Origin of the sequence: Ferrimonas sp. SCSIO 43195 (genome assembly GCF_023716685.1) — a bacterium.
Classification (GTDB): Bacteria; Pseudomonadota; Gammaproteobacteria; order Enterobacterales; family Shewanellaceae; genus Ferrimonas; species Ferrimonas kyonanensis.
In genome coordinates, this window is the sequence record NZ_CP072679.1 from 2620270 (window position 1) to 2641592 (window position 21323).

The window sequence follows — 21323 nt, forward strand, 5'->3', positions numbered from 1 at the left end:
ATGAGCTCAGCGGTCACGTCCATCAACGACACCACCGACGCGTCACTGGTTCAGCGGTTTGTCGCCCTGTATCAGCACCTGGACTACGACTCGCTGTCGCAACTGGCCGGCGTCTACGCTGACGACATCGAATTCGTCGACCCGCTGCATCAAGTGCGCGGCCTGGCTCAGCTGACCGATTATTTTTCCGGCCTCTACAAAAATCTCCACCACAGCAGTGTCGAGATCACCGACGTCATTCAAGGGGCCAATGAAGCGGCCCTGTATTGGCGCATGACCCTGATCCACCCCAAACTCAACGGAGGACGAGCCGTCGTCATCGACGGGCACAGCCATCTGAAGTTTTCTAACCGCATCCACTACCACCGGGATTACTTCGATGCCGGTCAGATGCTGTATGAGCAGTTGCCTTTGTTGGGCCCGGTGATCCGGGCGGTAAAACGCCGGGCCAGCCAATGAAACGGGTAGTGATCACCGGCGCCACCTCCGGCATCGGCAAACAGTTGGCCAAGGATTACGCCAAAGACGGCTGGCAGGTGTTTGCTTGCGGGCGCAACGCCGCCGCACTGGCAGAGTTAGACCAACACCCAAACATCAGCGTCCGTCAGTTCGATCTGACCAATGCCGAGCAAACTCAGGCGCAACTGGCGAACCTGCCCGAGCTGAATCTGGCGATTCTCAACGCCGGTACCTGCGAGTACATCGACGATGCGCGCCAATTTGACGGCGCATTGCTGGCGCGGGTAATGACCGCCAATGTCATTGGCGTCGGCTATTGTCTGCAGGCGCTGTTGCCTCAGCTGGCTTCAGGCAGTCGCTTAGCGTTGATGGGGTCCATCGCCAGCACCCTGCCGCTGCCCCGGGCCGAAGCCTATGGTGCCAGTAAAGCCGCCATTGCTTACCTGGCCCAGACCCTGGCCATCGACCTGGCCGGTTCCGACATCGGCGTCAGCCTGATCACGCCCGGGTTTGTGCGCACACCACTGACCGACAAAAACCAGTTCGACATGCCCATGCGCATCGAAGTGGAAGACGCCAGCGAGCGGATCAGGCGGGATCTGGCCCGAGGCCGTCGTCAGATTCACTTTCCAAAACGATTCACTCTGGCACTGAAACTGTTTGGTGCCCTGCCACAAAGACTGTGGCACAGCATCGCCTTAAAGGGACTTAAGCAATGAGAAAACGGATCGCCATCATCGGCAGCGGCATCTCCGGACTGACCTGCGGCCACTTGCTGCACCGACAGCATGACATCACCTTGTTTGAAGCGGCCGACACACTGGGAGGCCACACCGCCACCGTCGAGGTAAACGTCGGCGGCCGCACCTGGGCCATCGACACCGGCTTCATCGTGTTCAACGATCGCACCTACCCCAACTTCCGTCGCCTGATGGCGCAGTTACGGGTACCCAGTCAGGCCACTGAGATGAGTTTCAGTGTCCACAACCCTCTTTCCGGGCTGGAATACAATGGCCACAGCCTGTCGACGCTGTTTGCGCAAAAGCGCAACCTGCTGAGTGTGCAATTTTTGACTTTTCTACGAGAGATTTTGCGCTTCAATCGCCTGTGTAAAACCGAACTGCGTGACAACACCCTGGGCAGCGACGAAACCCTGGGCCAGTTCCTGGCGGCGCATCAATTCAGCGACTACTTCGCCGAGCATTACATTCTGCCCATGGGGGCAGCCATCTGGTCCTCGAGTCTGACCCAGATGCGCGACTTTCCACTGCTGTTTTTCATTCGATTCTTCGACAACCACGGGCTACTCAACGTCAGCAACCGGCCCCAGTGGTACGTCATTCGCGGTGGCTCCAGAGAGTACATCGAGCCGATGGTCAAAGGCTTTGAGCAACAGATTCGATTGGCGACGCCGGTAACCGCGGTGACTCGCCTGGATGACGGTGTGGCCTTGACCCTGGCCGATGGCAGTAAGCCACAGTTTGATGAAGTGATCTTTGCCTGCCACAGCGATCAGGCCCTGGCGTTGCTCGCCGATGCCAGTGAGCAGGAACAGCACATACTCGGGGCCATTCGCTACAAAGACAACCAAGTGGTGCTGCACACCGACACCAGCCTGCTGCCGCAACGACGCCCAGCCTGGGCCGCCTGGAACTATCGTTTGAACCGTGATCCCGGCCTGCCGGCACAGGTCACCTACAACATGAACATCCTGCAGCAACTGGACGAGGCCGCCCCGACGTTTTGCGTGACGCTCAACCAAAGTGGTGACATCGATCCTGCCAAGGTGCTGCGTACCTTTACCTATGCCCACCCGGTCTTCGACCGAGACAGCCTGGCCGCACAAGCACAGCGTGAGCAGATTTGTGGCCAACGCCACAGCCACTTCTGCGGCGCCTACTGGTACAACGGTTTCCACGAGGATGGGGTCAGAAGCGCCCTGGACGTCTGTGCCAGGTTGGGAGTGACGTTATGACCCTGCACAGCGCCCTCTACCACGGCTGGGTCAGCCATCACCGGCTCCGGCCGGTGAGCCACCGCTTTCGGTACCGGCTTTTCACTCTGGCCATCGACCTGGACGAACTGCCACAGCTGACTAATGCCAGCCGTTGGTTCGGAGTCGATCGCTGGGCGCCGCTGAGCTTCCACCACCAAGATTACCTCGACGGTCAGGGGCTGACTCGCACGGCGCTGTGGCAAAAGGTGGAGCAACTGGGTGGGGAAAACCTGGGAGGCCGAGTGCTGTTTGTGGGCCAGGGCCGCTGCTTCGGCCTCTATTTCAGCCCGGTGAACTTCTTCTACTGTTACGACCAGAATTCTGAACTGAGGTATCTGTTGGCCGAGGTCAGCAATACCCCCTGGGACCAGCGCCACTGCTACCTGGTGGATCTGGCCCAGCAACGCCCGACCCCGAAAGCCTTTCACGTGTCACCGTTTATGCCGCTTGAGATGGAGTACCACTGGCGAATACAGCCGCCCGCGGAGCAGCTCAGGCTGGAGATGGAAAATCATCAACAGGGCAAGGCATTCGTGGTCAGCCTGAAGATGCAACGACGGGCGTTCGATGCCGCCGAACTGCGTCGTACCCTGCTGGCCATGCCGATGATGACCCTAAGCATGCTGGTCTCTATCTACTGGCAGGCACTGAAATTGTGGTTAAAACGCGTTCCTTTCATTCCCCATCCTGGGCAAGCTTCGGAGAAATAACATGGACAATACCCTGACTCAGGTGCCGCCCAGCTGGCTGGACACCACAGCAAAACGCACCCTGTTTGCCCTGCTGCCGCGCCTTCAGGGCGGCTGCCTGGTGATTCAGGATCAGCAGGAGCACCAATTTGGCGATGGCAACAGCCCGCTCAAGGGAGTGATTCGAATCCACCACCCCAGGGCCTATCGGCAAATTTTGCTGGGCGGATCCATCGGTGCCGGAGAAGGTTACATTCAGGGCCACTGGAGCAGCCCGGATCTGGTGGCGGTCATTCAGGTGATGGCTCGAAACCTAAGGGTGCTGGAAGCGCTGGAGTCACGACTGTCCTGGCTGACTCGCCTGTCCAACCTGCTGGTGCACCGGCGCAACCGCAACAGCAAGGCCGGTTCCAAGCGCAACATTGTCGCCCACTATGATCTGGGCAATGACCTGTATCAGACCTTCCTGGACAAGCAGATGGTTTACTCCAGTGCCATCTACCCGAATGACGACGCCAGTCTCGACCAGGCTCAAACCCACAAGCTGGATCTGATCTGCCAGCGTTTGCAACTTAAGCCCGGTGAAACCCTGTTGGAGATTGGAACCGGCTGGGGCGCCCTGGCCATCCACGCCGCGCGCCACTACCAGGTTCAGGTCACCACCACCACCATCTCCGACGCCCAGTACGAATACGCGCAACAACGGGTGCTGCAGGAGGGGCTGTCGGATCGCATCACCTTACTGAAACAGGATTATCGGGAGCTGCAGGGACAGTTCGACAAACTGGTGTCCATTGAGATGATCGAAGCCGTGGGCCACGAGTACCTGAGCACCTTCTTCAGCACCTGCCGCGCCCGCCTGCATGAGCATGGCCGCATGCTGATTCAAGCCATCACCATTAGCGACCAGCGCTACGACGCCTACCGCCGCGGGGTGGATTTTATTCAGCGCTACATCTTTCCCGGTGGTTGCCTGCCATCCATCGAACGGCTCAGCCGCCACATCGCCGCCGACACCGACATGGTGATCAGTGCCCTGCACGACATCGGTCAGGATTATGGCCGTACACTCAAGCACTGGCACCAGCGCTTCAATCAGGCGCTGCCGCAGGTTCGTAAGCTAGGCTATCAGGAAGACTTCATTCGAATGTGGCAGTTCTATCTGGGTTACTGCGAAGGCGCATTCTACGAACGCACCATCAGCACCGTGCATCTGGTGGCCAATAAGCCGCTGTATCGCGGCCACCCCTGAGCGGCAACAACTTCGGCGCTGGTTACAGCCAGCGTCGAACCCGTTGACAATACTGGCGGTAGGCATCACCAAACAGCTCGGTCATCACCCGCTCCTCCGGCCCTATCTGGAATCGGTTCATATACAGGACAAACAGCGGCACCGCTGCCAGGGCCAACCCGTCCGCCAACACCAGGCTCCAGGCGCACAACCACAGCAACAGCGCCAGATACATGGGGTTACGGCTGAATCGATACACCCCAGCGGTCACCAAAGTAGAGGCATCACCGGGCCGAGTGGGGTTGACCGTGGTGCGCTGTCGGCGAAAGCCCAGCACCGCCATCACTCCAAACACCAGCCCTAAGAATACCAGCACCAGCGGCACAGCCAGCGCCCCTGCCCCGGCCAGAGCCATCGGCATAAACGCACACTGTGCCAGCCACCAGGCGGCAAGGCCGTGCAGCAACACCACCACCACCGGCGGTAATCTAAGTTCCAATTCCTGCATGTTTCATCCTTGAACTCGTACCGGGTTGACTCGGGCTCAACGCCGGGTTTGTTTCTTCTCCAGTCGACTCAGCTCGGCATCGAACTCGTCGGGGAACAACACCACCCCTTCCTCCTGTTGATGAGGAAAGGCGATTACGGCCAGCTGATCCTGCTCCAGGCCGTTGGTCCAGCGGCTGTGCCATTTGGCCAGTGAGATCGGCTCCGCGGTGCAGTGAGACCACTCACCGGTGGCCCATTGCTCCGCCAATTGCTGATGGGGCCAGACCGGCACCCCATCCTCATCGTCGGTATTAAACATGACCGAGCCATATTCATCAATCAGTAACCACAGACGACGGGTGTCTACGGCGGTTTTCAGCAGATACTGCAACCGCTGCTCGGCATCAAAGCCATTCAGTTGTTGCAGCAGTTCGGCATCGATGACATTGGACATCGTTCTCTTTCCTTACAAAAAATGCCACCGGCCCTCGGCCTGGTGGCACAGATTAAACATGACAATCGCCATGACCGGCGGCCACGGACGTTATTCGGCCTCGTAAGCAGACAAGGCGGCTTCCAGGGCGTCGATGTCGTTGCTGCACAGCAACGGTTTCAACGCCTCAAACTTGTCCTGGTCCCACTCATAAATTCCCAGCGCCAGCAAACGATCAATGACCGACTGGTCAAAGCGGGTTTTGATCACCTTGGCCGGCGATCCCCCCACCATGGTGTAGGGAGCCACCGAGCGGGTCACCACACTGTTGGCCGCCACCACCGCGCCCTCCCCCAGAGTGACGCCGGGCATGATCATCGCCCGCATTCCAATCCAGGCGCCACTGCCAATGTGGGTGTCGCCCTTACCCTGATAGGCCTCGGTTATGTGTTCCATAAAGGGGTACAAACAGAACCAATCGGCCCTGTGGGTATGATTGCCCCCCATCAGAATCACCGCTTCGGCGCCGATACAGACGCAATCGCCGATGTACAGTTGATCCACCGGCCAGGGCGGCAGACGATCCCGAGTCTGTTCATCGCCATGAAGGTAACGCACCACACTGCGCTCAAAGCCCTCATCCCAGTAATCGCTGTAATAACTGCGGGTACCGGTAATATGAATATGGGGATTCTGAACCGTCTGGTGGAGTAACTCAAACCGGGTCCAGTGTTTTTGATTGTTGGTCATCTGATTCTCTCATTACACTCATTCTGAAAGGTTCCCGTGCGGGAAAGTTCAACACAGAGCAAGAGAGACGCTAACCAATTCTGGGCTGTTTAAGACGAGGGTTCATCGACGATCACTGCAAGTTGCTTACATTCAAGATCGCCAGTCTAACACCTATGGGATCAGGCAACCATTATTCTGTCCCGCCAATGACGCTGACGTCCACCTGAACGCCGGACAACTGCAGTGAGGAGGGACGCCCCGGTGACACCAACACGCTGGTCGACAGTCGATTGGTGCCGGACAGCATCTCGGTGCTGACCTTGATGCCGCCGCTGCTGCTCTGGGTTAACGCCATAAACGCCAGGCGGCCACCGTGGCCGAGCTCAATCACCTCCGGCTCGCCGCTGATCAGGCCGATGTCATAATTGCCATAGTCAGAACTGATCTTCACCCGGGCGCAAGGATCGTTCGCCATCGCCGCTATCGGCACCATCGCCGCCAAGAGTACACTCCATACACTCATCGTTACTCCTTGTGAATACTCAGTGTGTTCACCACTCGTTTATCACCCTAGCGCAAACCGCCACCGATGCCTATGGCAACCGAATGAGACCATGGTCGAATTGCCGTGAAGACGATTCATCGCCGCTAATAAAGGGATATGAGACGTGGTAAACGAAGGGGGCGCGGTGGCCTTCAGGCACACCGCAATCAAGGCTATTTCTTGTCGTCGTTGAGCAAGGTGACATGCCGCTGCGGGAACGGAATATCAATGTTGTTAGCCTTTAAGGCTTTAAACAGGGCCAGATTGGTCTGAAACTTGATTTGGTAGTACTGGGTATAAGGCACCCAGTAGCGTACCCCCAGGGTAATGGCACTGTCGCCAAAACCGTTGATGCCAACCTGAGGCACCTGGTGCTTGTCCACCAATGGGCTGTCACCGAGCACCTCCAGCAGACAGCCGATGGCCTGCTCCGGATCACTGCCATAGGCGATGCCTATCTCGGTCTCAACCAACAGCGTCTCGAACGAGTTGTACAGCACTTCACCGACAATGTGTTTATTTGGAATGCTGATCAACTGGCCATCTTCATTGGTGAGCATGGTCAACCCCAGTTGAATCTCTTTCACCACCCCGCTGACCCCTTGCACCGTGATGGTATTGCCCACCACAAACGGCCGGGTAATGATGATGGTGATGCCGGCGGCGTAGTTGGACAGCATCCCCTGCAATGCCAGCCCGGCCCCCAGTGACGCGGCACCGATGGTGGCCACCAGCGGCGTTACACTGATTCCCAGTTTGCCCAGGGCGATGATGCCAATCAGCACAATCACCAGCACTTTGACGATGTTGGCCACAAAAGTCGACAGGGTGACGTCGATCTCGTGGCGGGTCATCAGCGCCAGTACCGCCCTGGAGACCTTACCACCGATCCACACCCCCAGCAGGAAGATGACCACCGCCCCCAACAACTGGAAGCTGTAATTCACCAGAAACTCAGTGACCAACCGGTACACGGTTTCCATTTGGGCCAGTTCCTGGCCCAACATGCTTTCATCCATTCGCGGTTTCTCCCTTACTCGTTGCCGCTGACCCTGTCTTTATAGATTAGCCAACGCATTCCACTTCCCCAACCTCGGTAACCCGATAGTCTGCCGCCAATCGACTGACGCCCAGGCCATTGACCTTACTCACTTTGATCTGCACCCCGATGCGCTCTTTCATCGCTTCGATGTGGCTGATGACGCCGATCATCTTACCGGACGCATTTAGCGCATCCAGGGCATCCAGGGCGGTATCCAGAGTTTCACCGTCGAGGGTGCCAAAGCCTTCATCCAGGAACAGCGAGTCGATGCTGGTCTTATGGCTAACCAGATCCGACAACCCCAGTGCCAGCGCCAGGCTCACCAGAAAACTCTCACCGCCGGACAGCGTACGGGTATCCCGAACCACGTCCCCTTGCCAGGTGTCTTTGATCTGCAGCGCCAGATCGTCACCGAGGCGACGACTGAGCTGATAACGGCCATGCAGCCGCTGTAACTGCAGATTAGCCAGATACACCAGATGATCCAGGGTCAGCCCCTGGGCGAACTTGCGGAACTTGTCGCCCTCGCGGGAGCCAATCAGGCTGTTGAGGTGGGCCCAGTCATCGACACTGGCTTTGCTGGCCTCGATCTCTGCCAACAGATCCGACAGCGACTCCCGTCGACGGGCGTCCTCATCCAACTGCTGCTTAACTTCGCCCATGGCGCTGATCAGCACTCGACTGGACTCACTCAGTTCAGCCATGGTGTCGTTGATCTGTGCCAGGGTTAACGTCGCAGCCAGAGCCTGCGGCCGTTGTTCCTGGTGGGCCTTCAACCGCAGCTGGGACTCCTTCACCAGAGCGTCACAGCCGGCCTGATCTCGCTCCAGTTGCTGTTTCAACTGCTGCAATTGTGCCTTTTGCTCCGGCTCCAGCAGCGCTTGTTCAAGCTGGCTTTGACTGGCGAACATCGACAGCGCCAACTCGCCCTGCAGCGCTTTTCTGGCTTCGGTCCAGCGGTCGGTCAGCTTGTGGCCGTCCTGCTTAAGCTGCTCGCATTGCCCCTGCAGCTGGGCGCTCTGTTGCTGCGACTGCTGTTGCAACTGTTGCTGCTGCTGCAATTGCTCGGCAGTCGCGGTCAACGCCTCGGCCACACGTTGGCGCTCGGCCTCCACCTCGGTGTCGCCGAACAGCTCGGTACGCTGCGCGGTGAGCTGCGCCTGCTGCTCGACAATCGCCGTTACAGCCGCCTCGGCGCCCTGTTGTTCCAGCGCCTGCTGCTTAAGCTGCTCCTGTGAGGCGGCCAGTTTCTGCTCCAACCCGGTGCGCTCGGTCACCAGTTGCTGCTGAGTCTGACTGGCCTGCTGCCAGCGCTCCCAAGCTTGGGTTTGCTGCGCCAGCCACTGGTCAAAATCATTCCCTTCTGGCAGCGTCAGTCCCACCCGTTGCAGCTGTGGCTCCAGCGTCTGTAACAGTTGGTCACTGTCGGCCTCAAGCTGTTGCAGCTGAGTCTGCAGAGTGTGTTGCTGCTGCTCCAGGGAAGCCACCGAGGAGCGAGCCTGATTCAGGGCCAACTCCTGCCGGTGTTTGGTTTCGGCGGCGCTAGCGGCCTGCTGCTGCGCCTGTTGCTGTGCCTGTTGCAACTGGGCCAGCTTGGCCAGTTGCGCCTCTATCTCGGCCTTATGCTGCTTACAGCGCAGCAGGTAGGTCTCCAGGCGCTGGCTGTCGCGAATGCTGGGGCCACTGGCGATTTTCAGCTCCAGGCATTGCTGCTGCCACTGCTGCTCCAGCTCCGCCAGGCGCTGACTGGCCTGCTGATGCTGCTCCTCGGCGGTTTTCAGAGCCTGCAGCCCATGCTCCTGGCGGGTTTTCAGCTCGACGCCGGCACTGCGCAAGGCTTCGACCTGTGTCTGCAGCGCATCCCGGCGGCGTTCGGTGTCACTGATCTCGATGGCCTGGTACTCGGCAATGGCCGGATGCTCGGTGGCACCGCACAGGGGGCAAGCCTGGCCGGACTGCAGCTGTTGCCGCTGTGCCTCCAGCGAGGCGATCTTCCGCTCCTGCTCCAGCAGCGTGGTCACATCTTTAAGCTGCAGCGCTTGAGCCTTGTAGTCCTGGCGCTTCTGCTTTAACTGGGTCTCAATCTCGGACTGGGCCTGCTGCAGGCTGTTACGACTGGCCTCCAGCTCATCGGCCTGTTGGCTCTGCTCGATAAACTGCCGGTTTAACTGGGTCAACTGCGCCCGGCCATCGACCCCGTCATCGAGCTGAGTCAGCTTGTGCCGCAGCGCCGGCTCGTCCATTTCGGCCTGCGCCTGGGTCAGTGCCTGTGAGGCTTGCTCAAGCAGCGTCTGGGCCTGCTGCCAGTGTGCCTGGCTTTGCTCACACTCGGGGGCCAGTGCCTGGGCGGCCTGCTGCTGTTCCGCCAGACCGGCGGAAACGCCAGACAGTTCTGGTTTTAGCTTGTTTTGCTGCTGCTGCCACTGCTGCAATTGAGTCAACTGAGTCCGCCAGGCGGACAGATGGCCGCCCAACTCACTGTGGTGTTGGTGGGCCTGCAGATAGGTTTCGCTGTCACTGAGCTGTTCCAGTAACTGGCTCAGGCTGAGCTCACTCTGTTTTACCCGCTCCTCAGACTCCTGCCAGGCAAGGTGACGTTTCTCCAACTGCGCTTTGGCCTGCTGGTGCTGGGTATCGAGCTGGGCCAACTGGGTATCGATAGGAATCACCTTGGCCAGCAGCGATTCACACCGCTCTTTATCGGCCTGGGCCGCCGCCTGCGCCTGCTGGGCCGCTAGGTACGCCTGCTGGGCCTGTTCGCCCTGCAGTTTCCACTGCAACAACGCTTTCTTACGACTCTCTAGCTCACGATTGTGCTCTGCCACGGCCAGCTCATGCTGACGCACCTCATTAAGACGGGGTCGCAACCGTTCGGCGGGTTCGCTGCGAGCCAGGGTGGTTAACGCCGGTTGCTGCCGCTCGGCCTCATCCTTACTCTTTTGCAGCTGCGCCAGCGCCTGCTCTTGGGCGACTTCCAGATCCGCCTCAGTCTGCAGCCAGCGCTGCTGACCTTTGAGCTCGGTGATCTGCACCTGCAGCCCCTGCTCCTTGAGACGATCGGCACCGCGGCGCGACTGCAACTGCTCGCGTTGCTCCTCGTCGAGCAGATTCACCCCTTCGGCCCGAGCCTTAAGGGTCTCCAGCTGCTGACGCGCCTGTTTATGGTTATCAAACACCTGCTCTGAAATGCGGCCGTAGATCTCGGTGCCGGTCAGCTCCTCCAACAATTCGGCCCGCTCGTTGGCACTGGCGTTGAGGAAGGCGGCGAACTGCCCCTGGGACAGCAACATCGATTTGGTAAAACGGGCAAAATCCAGGCCAGTGAGGCTGGACACCAGCTCCAGCTTATCTTTGATCTTCTCAGCCAAAATGCTGTCGTCGGCCACCCGCGCCAATTCCACCATTGGCGGCTGCAGTTTGCCATCGGCGGCCAGGCGGGCGCGGCGCTGACTCCAGTAAGCCCGGTAGGCCTCGCCTTTGACTTCAAACTCCACCTCCGCCAGGCATTCACCACAACCGCGGGTCATCAATTCATTCTGGGTAGGCGACACCGACAGCCTGGGTGTCTGGTGGTACAGCGCCAGACAGATGGCATCCAGCAAGGTGGTTTTACCGGCGCCGGTGGGGCCGGTAATGGCAAACAGGCCATTGCTGGCAAAGGGCTCCTGGGAGAAATCAATTTTCCACTCGCCCTTAAGGGAGTTGAGGTTTTTAAACCGCAGCGACAAAATTTTCATGACGACGCCTCCTGCTCGGTATCGGTGTGTTGCAGCTGCTCGACCACCTGAGCAAACAAGGTATTAAGCCGCTCTTTTCTAACCTCACCCTGATCGCCATCAAAGGTTTCATTCTGGAGCCGGCGGGCAAACACTTCATCGATGCTGAGCTCCGCCAGCGTCTCCTTCTGTTGCTGCGCCAATGTGCCCCTAGGCTGGCTTCGAGCCCGTCTGAGCAACAGCACCTCCACCGGCAGCTCGGCAATCATCGCTTCGATGCGCGGCTGAAGATCATTCAGGTAATCGTCACTGACCACCTCGATATCCAGCCACACCGGCGCGGCGCCGTCATGATCGGCAAACTGCTGCAGCGATTCCTGTATCTGTCCCAGATCGCCTTTCACCACCGCCATGGGCTGAAAACGGGGGATCTCCACCGGCGTGACCGACCCCAGACGCCCCTGCTCGAACTCCACCATCAACACCGATTTGGCACTGGAGAGTTCATCGAAACTCAGGGGAATCGGCGAACCGCTGTAGCGAATGTGCTCCGACTCGGTAACCCGCTGACTGCGGTGAATGTGGCCCAGAGCCACGTAATCGGCCTGTGGAAACTGACTGGCAGAAAACGCATCCAGAGTGCCCACATAGATGTCTCGCACCGAGTCACTGCAGGAAGCACCGATGGTGGTCAGGTGGCCAGTAGCGATGATTGGCAGCGCCCGATCCAGTTCGGCGCGGCGCTGCTGCGCCAGCGCAAACACCTGCTGATAGTGATCGGCAATGCCCTGTTGCAGCGCCTGACGCTTTTGCTGATCGTCCAGCCCGGCACTGCTGCGCATCACATCACGGGGACGCAAATACGGCACCGCGCACACCAGCGCCCCAACCTGGCCCTGCTTGTCTTTTAGCTCAAGCACCTGCTGACTGAGATCATCGGCGGGCGCCGCGACCACCTGAGTGTTCATGTACGCCAGCAACTCCCGGCTCTCATTCAGCGTGGCGACCGAGTCGTGATTACCGGCCAATACCACCAACTGGCAGCCTTGTTTCTGCATGGCGACCACCAGCGCGTTGTACAACTCGCGGGCATAGGAAGGCGGGGTACCGGTATCAAAGATGTCTCCGGCGACAATGACCGCGTCGATACTCAGTTCATCAATCTGGCCCATCAGCCAATCAAAGAAAGCGAAATGCTCGAGTGCCCGGCTTTTATTATAAAAATGCTGACCCAGGTGCCAGTCAGAGGTGTGGAGTATGCGCATCAGGTTGGTCGCGAAGCATAATGGAAAAACAAAAGGATACCCCTAATCCGGACTCGGATACAGGGTGCGACGGGTCAATATTTCGGACTCATGACCTCCATGAGCCCGATTAACCTGTTACAGCAGTTTTACGAACCGAGCCCCATCCAGAGCCCGCTTTGGAGTCACCTTGCTGACCGGGGTACCCAGATACAAAAAGCCAACAATCTGGTCCTCGCCGTCCACATTCAGCGCCCGGCGCACCACAGGATCGGTGGCGTAACTGCCAGTACGCCAGATCCCGCCCAATCCCTGAGCCTGAGCCGCCATCTGCATCGCCATCACCGCACAACCGGCGCTAAGGTGCTGCTCCATGGCCGGTACTTTCGGGTGCTCCGATAATCTCGACACCACAATGACCACCACCGGCGCCCGGGTCGGCAACAACCGGGCCCGCGCCAGTGCTTCGCCCTGCTCTCCCCTGGCCTGGGCGGCATCGAAGAAAATCTCACCCAGGCGGTTTAAGCCTTCCTCCTGGGCCAGAATGAATTCCCAGGGCGTGAGGCCGGCGTGATCCGGCACTCGGGCGCCGGCATCGAAAATCACATCCAACTGCTGGGGCGTCGGCGCAGGAAACGTCAGGCGGGGGGTGGAGTGTCGAGTGGTCAGGAGTGTCAGGGCATCCATTGCCTTTCCTTATTGAGAATCAGTTACCGGAGTACTCTAGCAAAATCCGGCGGCGTTTCCTAAATCGATGAGGCACTTTGGCAACGCCCTTGGCGGTTCGCCCATCCCCTTTTCGGCAATCAACAGAGGCACTGGCACTGCGCCAACACCATCAATCGGTCAAACGACCACAAGGCTCGGGTTCAAGCCCGTTTCCTTAAAGAAAAATGGAAGGAAAACCTCACCGACTGATGCGATTAAACGAATGTAACCACCGATGCCACACTTTGCCCCGCATGTGCTTTAAACCATTCACCTAAGGGTGTAGCGTTAACGCCCATAAAAATCAGCTAGATAGCTGAGAATACAGTCACTATGGGGTGAAATCATCGTCGCCCTACGGCGGAGCTCGGCCAAAAGACCCATTTGCGAATGCCATTACCCCTATATTTCATTAAGTTACAGGTTTGCGGCCGCTAACGAACGGTTTTGACTGTGCACCCACACCGTTCCAGTAAACCGCCGCTTTTTATCAAGCACAATCCGCCTTTGGTGCTGTGGCGACAACAGCCAAATTCCGTGTAAGGCATTTAAGAACAAGCCGTTGCCCCTGAACGCCGCAGATCCACCGGGAATGATAGACGGCAAGATTTCGAAGGATGATAGGCGCACAAGCGCCGCATAGTAGATGTTAAATTGAGAGGCATAGTATGGAAACTATGGCCATAAACATCATAGTTTGTGGATCTATGGTTTGGCTTTTATTCTTCTGGCGGCATTACTGTTTGATGTTTTAGATAGTTCTACATTGGCAGTAATGAGCATCGAGGCAAAAGAGGAGGCAGTAGCTAAAGAGTTAAAAGAGGTTAAATCAAACTTAGCAATTTGGACCTATATCGGTCCAGCGGCTATTGCTGCTATTGGTGTTAATCTTATTAGCGAGTTCTTATAGAGAAAGAAGCCTAAGAGCTAGAGTCTCCAATTTAACAAGGCTCTGTAGACGGACTTCATCCAGACCGGCTTCGCTCGTTCCTCGCTGAGTATCGCCGAGCGGTCTGCTTCCGCTAAGAGGAGCGTTATAACTCGATGTCATTCGCAAAATTCGTTTACATACTGGCAGCCATTCTAGGCTAATACACTGTTAATCATTCATGAATTAAATTAGGTGAAATAATGAAAATTAAGCTATTTGTATCATTGGTGGTTTTATTTGGTTTGGCTGGATGTGCTTCTAAACAAGATATTGCAAAAGCTGAATTTGAGTCAGTGTTAAAGGATTCAGGATACTTCCAGTGTTCCTACGAAGATTTCAAGCTTCAAGGTGGAAAGTATGTCAAACATATCGCACACCAGGCTCTAATATTTGACAAATTTAATCATGAACTCACGGTTCTTAGTTTATCGAAACCGTCACCGAATGGTCAAGTTGAAGAATCTAATATTACCGATTCTTTTGTAAGCGGTTATTCCGTTAGAGGAGATAGAAATAGAGGCTTTGATATTAAATACTATCGAAACACTGCAAATATGCACTTTGATTATATATTTAGAACTAATGGCAAAGGTGAATCAGAAAGCTGTATTTTTATCGATAAATAGAGTTATGACAAAGCATTTAAGACAGATACCAAACGCATGATCCTTTTCATTTCATCGATAGAATCTGTATTTATTAAATTAAATAACCACCCATTTTAAGATCGACCTTAGCCCACTAGAAAATCCCATTTAGTGGGCATTATGCATCAACTGAGAAATCGTTATGACTCTTCGTTTTAGCTATGAATGGAACCCGCGACCTAAAATTCATTTGGCTATTGCAGTATCAATAGCTTTGTTTACAGGCCTTCTTTCTTTCTATCTATATTTTGATACGATTAAAAATTTGTCTGCTTCAACTGTAACTAAGGGTTTGGTAGTCGAGTCAAAAATAAGCGCTAGCGGCATGCATACACCGATAATTACTTTTCAAAGAGGGGAAGGTGAAACAGAGCAGTTTGTATCAAGTTTATCATCGAGTCCTCAAAAATATTTTATAGGAGACACCGTTGATGTCATCGTTAGTGAAGAAACAGGAAAACCTAGATTACTGAATTTCTTCTCTATATATGGGCTAACCTCTTTTGCTGCTTTGTTTTCGACAGTCTGTTGGCTAGGCTCGTTGAGTATTTATTTTTTAAGAGTCCGCAATGCGTAAGATGCGGTAGCTTTAGAGCTCCCTCATAAGGGATGTCTGATTGAAATATTCCTTATGGTCAGAACTCTTCGAATAAGTTGGCTCGATGCCGCTTTGCACCATACTTTATCCAACTGCTAATCACCGCTTACGGCGGCATTAAGCACCTACTAAGATTATGAAAAAAATTATAATTTGGACTCTAGGTTCGTGCCTTCTGGGGTTGTCAATTCTAATGATGCTGCGTATTGCATTAAGCAGCTTCGTTGGTGAATGCGATAATATTGAGTATGCCTCTATTCCTAATCCAGACGAAAGTTATCGAGCGGTTATTTTTCAAAGAGATTGTGGTGCCACTACTGGCTTCAATACACAAATTTCAATCTTACAGTTTAATGATGACTTAACCGACTCCGCTGGAAATATCTTTATCATAGATGGTCACCCAAAGGACGTTGCTCCTACAGTAAGCTGGGCTTCTGAAAATACATTAATCATTCATCATGTGCTAGACGGATCTGAGTACAAGTCAGAGCGAGTGTGGGGCTGGTTTGGCTCAGTAACAGTAAATTACAGCACAAGTGGTAGTTAACAAGCCACCGTAGGAGATTTTCAGCCAGCCCGGCTGCATTCGTGCCTCGCCGAATATAGCCGGACAATCGGCTCCAGCTAAGTGGAACGTTATGTGTCAGGAGGTAATTTGAAACCACTGAATTATCTGATAGTGTTTTTTCTATCAGTTCCTGCATATGCCGAAATACCTAAGTCTATTCTTGGGCATTATGAGAGCTCAGCACCAAGTTCATGTAATCTAACGATTGAGTTGTCACAAGGTAGCAATGACAACCTTTATAAGGTTACAACAGATGCACGCTCTATTACTGGCCATGCCATCCTAAAAGAACAGTATATGTTTTTTTCTGGTTTAGTTTCTTCAGAGTCTGTCGGTAATAAAGAGATAAGCGCTTTGATGGAAGATGGAATTTTGCTGATTCAAAACTATGGCAATAGCATTAACCCATATACGTTTTTTGCTGAGTGCGAGGAGAAGTATCTAGTGCTCGAAAAAGTTCACACTCAACAATCACTGACACCTGACAGTGAAGCCGACCCGTTTTAGTGGACACCAAAATTCAAGGAAGTAAATATGCCCCAACTAATAGAACATATAGATAAAATTGCAAGGATGAAGAACAGAGATGTTCTTTACCTTGTCTTCACCAATGAAAACAAGTGTGAAGACGACTCTATTTTAGGTGATTTACTATTTGATTACGAAGATCATGTAACTAGAGCAAGTGTTATACGATGGTTAGAGGAAAACAATATCCCTTACCAACCCTGTGCCGGAGAAGCCAGTGAAAATGGTTACTCGTCATACAGTGGTTCCTTGTATCTAGATGTACCCTATGATGAAAACAATAGCGATTTTATTAAACTATCCGAATATCTGGAAAACCCAGATGGAACGATGAAAATAAAATATGTTTTATTCGGATATTTCACACTGGAAATGGCTAATAAGAACAAGCATCACGATGAACCTGGCTTTTGGTCGAAATGGGCCGAAAATCTTTAGGAGTAAACAGGCGTAGCATTTCTCACTTAATGGGTTAATTGTAACCGACCCGACAACTACAGAACGGATTTTAAAGCTAAGAACTCTCTTAGGCTTCAGAGGCAGATTTAGCCTCCTAAGCGGTCCTGGCTTTGACCTTACTTAATTAAAACAATATTTACAAGGTAATAAACAGAGAGAAAAAATAGATTACAGACTCTTAATGAATAAGATTAATCTGTTCTTTAATATGGATTTTTAAGTAATGCGTAAACTCTTTATATCAATGTTCTTTGTCATGCTACTATCTGGCTGTGACTTAGATGTGGCCATTCCTGTTCCCAACAAGATTTTTGGTACTCAGAATTTTGTTTCTGCAGTTTCAATCATTGAGCTCCATAAAGTTAGAAATGGTTCATACCCTTCTAATTTAGATGAGCTTGAATTTTTAGGACAATGGGACAGCATCTGGCTGTCTGCAGTTCGCTATGAAAAAACAAACAATGGTTATAATTTGTTTGTTGAACGTGGTTGGGTCGGAAAACCCAACTTAACGTTTCCAGAAAAATTTAAACAGGGGCTTGGTATCGAGAAAACCAATGTGACCTGGATAGAACCATAATTGTTAAAAGTACTCCTGGCTGAAATTGAAGTTGTCCCTTGCAATAATCCATTAACTGTCAGTGCCCTGCCCCATTCGAACTCAGAACCGGCCATGCTATGATGCCGATTCTATTCCAGCCACCGAGGCCCCTTATGCCCCACTTTGTCATGGACTGCTCCGCCGAGGTCCTGCATCACTATGATGAGGCCAGCGTCCTCGTCGACTTACACCGGGTTGCCGTTGATAGCGGTCTGTTTAATGAAGCCGACATTAAGGTACGGGTTCGCCCCTTCTCCAGCGGTTTGGTGGGTGGTTCTGACGCCACCTTCATCCACGTATTCGCCTCTATTATGAGTGGACGCAGCACCGAGCAGAAAGCGGCGCTGTCGCGAGCCGTAGTTAGCCTGCTGAGCCAGCGCTATCCAGAGGTTGCCAACATCGCCATGAACGTGTCTGAATTTGAAAAAGCCAGCTACTGCAATCGGCGCATGCTGACCTGACCCAGGGTCAGGCCGAACGGCGCGGATTCAGATAGGCCTCTACGTCCACCTCATCAATCTGCGCCTCAGACAGATACTCACGGGCGTATGTCAGGTACACGCCACTGGACAGGAACAGCGAAAATACCTTGGGATCCACGTGCTCATCCAGCACCATCTTATGCAGAATGTCGATAGCGACACTCAGTGGCTTGGCCTTTTTATAGGGCCGGTCGTCGGCGGTTAACGCCTCAAACACATCCGCCAGCACCAAGATGCGTTCGCCAATAGACAGATCTTCGGCCTTTAACTGTCTGGGGTAACCAGTGCCCTTCAGGGTTTCATGGTGGGTTGAAGCAAACCGGGGCACATTGGCCAGCTCCGGAGGAAACGGCAGGCTCTCGAGGATCTTGATGGTGCCCACCATGTGCTCGTTGATACGGAAACGCTCTTCGCTATTGAGCGTGCCCTTGCTGACACTTAGGTTGTACAGCTCACCCAGTTGATTCTGCAGTTCTGTTGGCTCCAGGGTAATCCCCAGTTTCGGGTCATACTCCGGCCGACGTGGCCAGGAAATGCGGTGTTCCGGCTTGTCTGCCAACAACCTTTCAGTCACCGGCAACCGCTTATTTGCCGACACCGGAGGCTGAAGACGCCGCTCTTCCGCTGGCGACAACCCGAGCCGGTCGTCGAAATGGCGAGTCCAGGTGCGGTCACCGATGCGGTGCAGGCGCTGCACTTTGTCCTCACCCATAAACTCACTGCCGACGTTGCAGTTGGCCACAAACTCAAACTCCTGCTGCAGCGTGTTCTGTTCACTGAGCTTGCGGGCCAAGGCGGCCTGGTGGTCATCGGGGCGCTCAAGGCAGGCATTCAAATAGGCAATCTCACAATCACGCCACAACACCTCGAACCGAGTCCGAATCTCATGGATGCGGTTGTAGTTAGTCTCCAGCTTACTGCCCTTATCCACCACGTGTTCCGGCGTGCTGATCTTGCCGCAATCATGCAACCAGGCTGCCAGCCTGAATTCTCGGTATTTGTCTTTGTTGTCGATAGAAAAGCCGTCAAACGGTGGCGCGACGCTGCGGCTGGCTTGTTCAGCCAGCATCAGCCCGAGCTCCGGCACCCGCCGACAGTGTCCGCCGGTGTAAGGGGATTTGTCATCGATGGCCTGAGCAATCACCTCAATGAAGGAGTCCATCAACTTTTGTTGCTGGGCCTCATGGGTGGCTATGGCGGTGGACATGTCCACCAAGGAATCGGCCAGATCATCAATTTCCTTAATCACCGAATGGCGCTTGCTGACCAGATGATACTGACGCCGTTTAATTTTGCGGTTTTCTGCGGCCAAATCCCGTATCGGATTAACGATGGGGTTCGCCAGCACGTAGCACAGCGGCAACATTAGCAGGATGATCAACGAGCTGACCGCGATAGACAGGTACACCTCCTGACGGCTGGCCGCCAGCACATCATCGGCATCGAGCACCAAGCCAAAGTAGCTGTCATGGCCATAGCCCAGAGGAGCGATCAGCACAAAGCGATCTCGCCCATTGATGGACATCTCCACTAACGTCTCCTGGCTGTCCGGAGCAGCGGCCAGAGCCGTCAGCGCCTGATACGGCACGGTGTTGGACAGGCTGGCTTCGGTGGCGTCATCGGGGTTAAGCCAACGATTTTCCAGGTAAGCACGATCCTGGTCGCTCACCCGAGCCAGGGCGCGATTCATCAGTGGCGCCAAGGGCGCCAATTCAGGCTGAAATACGAACCTCAGGTCGGAATCAAACGCGATGTCGCCAACATCGATGCCGGTATGAATCGTTAACCCGGACAGGTAAAACACTCGTTGGTGGTAAGTCAGGGTGACTTCGGTTTCCAATGCCGCCTCGGCGTCGCCCTCAATCACCGCCCGCATAGCTTCGGCTACCGAGGCCACCTCCAAAATCCCGATCTGTGGATGATGGCGGCGAATCTCCGGCACGATGGACCACCCAGCCGGCACAGCAATGATCCGGCCACGCAAGTCGGCAAGGCTGGTATAGGCCGGTGCGTCACTGCGGGTTGCCAGTGCCATCGGCATCGCCACCAACGGGTCGGAAAACACGCCCCAGCTTCGGTTTTCATCGGTGCGGTACACCGGCGCCAGTACATCGATGTGGCCGGCATCAAAGTGCGCAGTTAACTCAGACCAGGACACGCCATTGATGTATTCCACATTCAATCCCAGGCTGGCGGCCAGCATTTGGGTCAGCTCCACCACGTAGCCTCGAGGCTGACCGGAGATGGCGTAGTCCAGCGGCGCCCAGTCACGCTCGTTGGAGACGGTCACCGGGTTGATGGATTTCAGGTAGGCGCGCTCGCTGTCCGTTAGCGGTACCGGCGCCAGAGTTCGCCGCTGCTCAACCGCCACCGCCTGATTAGAGGCAAACAGACGACCGTCGCCGGCAAACAGGAAGGCTTCCCCTCCGTGAATGGGCGTGCCGTTGTTCAATTGTGACGATAGGAAAGCCGACATGGTCGACAAGGCAATGTCGACCGCCACCACTACCCCGCTGTCGGCATTCTTCATGGAGAACGTCTGCCCCGGGGCTTGAAGGTGCTGAAACAGGTAGGGTTCGGTGCGCTTGGCCTGATAGGTTGAGGCGATCTGATACCAGGGCCGGGTGCGGGCATCGTAGTCTGACACCACTTCTGTGCGGCGACTGACTCTAAGGCCGTCGTCCAGAAACAGGGTCTGCTTAACGCGCTGGCCCTGACGGTCCTGAATGATCACTTTGACGAATCTGTCCACCAAGGATGCGCCCAGCCGCTGCCGGATCTGAGGGCTGGCTTCCAGGTTAATCAGCTCATAGAAATCGCCATTGGCCAGCCCCAGATAGACCGCGTAAAACTCCCCGTTATTTTCCAGCAAACTGGCAAACAACGGGTCCACCTCACCCACCTGAACCTGACCGTTATCAATCAACGCGGCATTGTGGGCCAACAGTTCGACACTGTGAGCGGCTTTGGTGCTGACGTCATTCACCCGATCCCGAGTGGTATTGGCCAGCATGGTTGCTTGCGTGGTCACCGCTTCGGTAGCCAGTTTGGAGGCGAACAGATACTGCAGCCCAATGGCACAGGCGGCGGTGATCAGGGTGCCGATAACAAACACAAACACCACGGTAACCCGAATGGACACGCCTTTGGGCGCAGTATGGGACATAGAACCGTCTCCCTCTCCGTTAGTCCTTTAATCGAGGGTGTGACGCAAGCCATCTAA

Annotated in this window: 22 protein-coding genes; 13 read left to right on the forward strand and 9 right to left on the reverse strand. The window is 54.9% G+C overall.

What is annotated here, in order from left to right; all coding sequences use genetic code 11:
- From J8Z22_RS12300 to J8Z22_RS12320, 5 genes are read left to right on the forward strand one after another with little or no spacing between them, the layout of a single operon-like run.
- The gene (locus J8Z22_RS12300) at positions 1 to 459 is read left to right on the forward strand and encodes a nuclear transport factor 2 family protein (protein ID WP_252006606.1); all 459 of its coding nucleotides are present in this window, start codon (positions 1 to 3) and stop codon (positions 457 to 459) included.
- On the forward strand, positions 456 to 1178 hold the full coding sequence (locus J8Z22_RS12305; protein ID WP_252006607.1) for an SDR family NAD(P)-dependent oxidoreductase: 723 nt from the start codon (positions 456 to 458) through the stop codon (positions 1176 to 1178). The genes J8Z22_RS12300 and J8Z22_RS12305 overlap by 4 nt, the downstream gene beginning before the upstream one ends.
- Positions 1175 to 2434: an NAD(P)/FAD-dependent oxidoreductase gene (locus J8Z22_RS12310; RefSeq protein WP_252006608.1), complete on the forward strand. Its 1260-nt coding sequence runs from the start codon at positions 1175 to 1177 to the stop codon at positions 2432 to 2434. The genes J8Z22_RS12305 and J8Z22_RS12310 overlap by 4 nt, the downstream gene beginning before the upstream one ends.
- Positions 2431 to 3165 (forward strand): DUF1365 domain-containing protein, encoded by a 735-nt coding sequence (locus J8Z22_RS12315; RefSeq protein WP_252006609.1) that lies wholly within the window; start codon positions 2431 to 2433, stop codon positions 3163 to 3165. The genes J8Z22_RS12310 and J8Z22_RS12315 overlap by 4 nt, the downstream gene beginning before the upstream one ends.
- A 1-nt stretch (position 3166) precedes the next feature.
- Positions 3167 to 4396 (forward strand): cyclopropane-fatty-acyl-phospholipid synthase family protein, encoded by a 1230-nt coding sequence (locus tag J8Z22_RS12320; protein WP_252006610.1) that lies wholly within the window; start codon positions 3167 to 3169, stop codon positions 4394 to 4396.
- A gap of 22 nt (positions 4397 to 4418) precedes the next feature.
- Here the strand turns inward: J8Z22_RS12320 and J8Z22_RS12325 are convergent, their stop codons facing one another.
- From J8Z22_RS12325 to J8Z22_RS12360, 8 genes are all read right to left on the reverse strand, one after another.
- Entirely contained in the window at positions 4419 to 4883 is a 465-nt protein-coding gene (locus J8Z22_RS12325; RefSeq protein ID WP_252006611.1) for an isoprenylcysteine carboxylmethyltransferase family protein, read from the reverse strand.
- 36 nt (positions 4884 to 4919) lie between these two features.
- The gene (locus J8Z22_RS12330) at positions 4920 to 5318 is read right to left on the reverse strand and encodes a DUF2750 domain-containing protein (RefSeq protein ID WP_028111946.1); all 399 of its coding nucleotides are present in this window, start codon (positions 5316 to 5318) and stop codon (positions 4920 to 4922) included.
- 90 nt (positions 5319 to 5408) lie between these two features.
- A complete protein-coding gene (locus tag J8Z22_RS12335) occupies positions 5409 to 6047 on the reverse strand; it encodes a CatB-related O-acetyltransferase (RefSeq protein WP_252006612.1) in 639 nt (212 codons plus the stop codon).
- A gap of 172 nt (positions 6048 to 6219) precedes the next feature.
- Positions 6220 to 6552 (reverse strand): hypothetical protein, encoded by a 333-nt coding sequence (locus J8Z22_RS12340; protein WP_252006613.1) that lies wholly within the window; start codon positions 6550 to 6552, stop codon positions 6220 to 6222.
- Between the two features lie 194 nt (positions 6553 to 6746).
- Positions 6747 to 7592 carry a mechanosensitive ion channel family protein gene (locus tag J8Z22_RS12345; protein WP_028111943.1) on the reverse strand — a complete coding sequence of 282 codons (846 nt, stop codon included), beginning with the start codon at positions 7590 to 7592 and terminating at the stop codon, positions 6747 to 6749.
- A gap of 46 nt (positions 7593 to 7638) precedes the next feature.
- Positions 7639 to 11352, reverse strand: a complete 3714-nt coding sequence (locus tag J8Z22_RS12350; RefSeq protein WP_252006614.1) for an AAA family ATPase — start codon at positions 11350 to 11352, stop codon at positions 7639 to 7641.
- Positions 11349 to 12596 carry an exonuclease subunit SbcD gene (gene sbcD / locus J8Z22_RS12355; protein WP_252006615.1) on the reverse strand — a complete coding sequence of 416 codons (1248 nt, stop codon included), beginning with the start codon at positions 12594 to 12596 and terminating at the stop codon, positions 11349 to 11351. The genes J8Z22_RS12350 and sbcD overlap by 4 nt, the downstream gene beginning before the upstream one ends.
- Before the next feature lie 117 nt (positions 12597 to 12713).
- Positions 12714 to 13262, reverse strand: a complete 549-nt coding sequence (locus tag J8Z22_RS12360; RefSeq protein WP_252006616.1) for an NAD(P)H nitroreductase — start codon at positions 13260 to 13262, stop codon at positions 12714 to 12716.
- 733 nt (positions 13263 to 13995) lie between these two features.
- Between J8Z22_RS12360 and J8Z22_RS12365 the strand changes: the two genes are divergently transcribed.
- From J8Z22_RS12365 to J8Z22_RS12400, 8 genes are all read left to right on the forward strand, one after another.
- Complete coding sequence (locus J8Z22_RS12365; RefSeq protein ID WP_156896933.1) at positions 13996 to 14193, forward strand: hypothetical protein; 198 nt, start codon at positions 13996 to 13998, stop codon at positions 14191 to 14193.
- 221 nt (positions 14194 to 14414) lie between these two features.
- Positions 14415 to 14840: a hypothetical protein gene (locus J8Z22_RS12370; protein WP_252006617.1), complete on the forward strand. Its 426-nt coding sequence runs from the start codon at positions 14415 to 14417 to the stop codon at positions 14838 to 14840.
- Positions 14841 to 15003: 163 nt separating this feature from the next.
- On the forward strand, positions 15004 to 15438 hold the full coding sequence (locus J8Z22_RS12375; protein WP_252006618.1) for a DUF3592 domain-containing protein: 435 nt from the start codon (positions 15004 to 15006) through the stop codon (positions 15436 to 15438).
- Positions 15439 to 15652: 214 nt separating this feature from the next.
- Positions 15653 to 16009, forward strand: coding sequence for a hypothetical protein (locus tag J8Z22_RS12380; RefSeq protein WP_252006619.1), 357 nt, complete (start codon positions 15653 to 15655; stop codon positions 16007 to 16009).
- Between the two features lie 108 nt (positions 16010 to 16117).
- Positions 16118 to 16537 carry a hypothetical protein gene (locus tag J8Z22_RS12385; protein WP_156896930.1) on the forward strand — a complete coding sequence of 140 codons (420 nt, stop codon included), beginning with the start codon at positions 16118 to 16120 and terminating at the stop codon, positions 16535 to 16537.
- Between the two features lie 27 nt (positions 16538 to 16564).
- Positions 16565 to 16996, forward strand: coding sequence for a hypothetical protein (locus J8Z22_RS12390; protein ID WP_028111937.1), 432 nt, complete (start codon positions 16565 to 16567; stop codon positions 16994 to 16996).
- Between the two features lie 244 nt (positions 16997 to 17240).
- Positions 17241 to 17597: a hypothetical protein gene (locus tag J8Z22_RS12395; RefSeq protein WP_028111936.1), complete on the forward strand. Its 357-nt coding sequence runs from the start codon at positions 17241 to 17243 to the stop codon at positions 17595 to 17597.
- Positions 17598 to 17731: 134 nt separating this feature from the next.
- Complete coding sequence (locus tag J8Z22_RS12400) at positions 17732 to 18079, forward strand: 5-carboxymethyl-2-hydroxymuconate Delta-isomerase (RefSeq protein ID WP_028111935.1); 348 nt, start codon at positions 17732 to 17734, stop codon at positions 18077 to 18079.
- Positions 18080 to 18086: 7 nt separating this feature from the next.
- Here J8Z22_RS12400 and J8Z22_RS12405 read toward each other — a convergent pair whose 3' ends face one another.
- Positions 18087 to 21266, reverse strand: coding sequence for an HD domain-containing phosphohydrolase (locus tag J8Z22_RS12405; RefSeq protein ID WP_252006620.1), 3180 nt, complete (start codon positions 21264 to 21266; stop codon positions 18087 to 18089).
- Between the last annotated feature and the right edge of the window lie 57 nt (positions 21267 to 21323).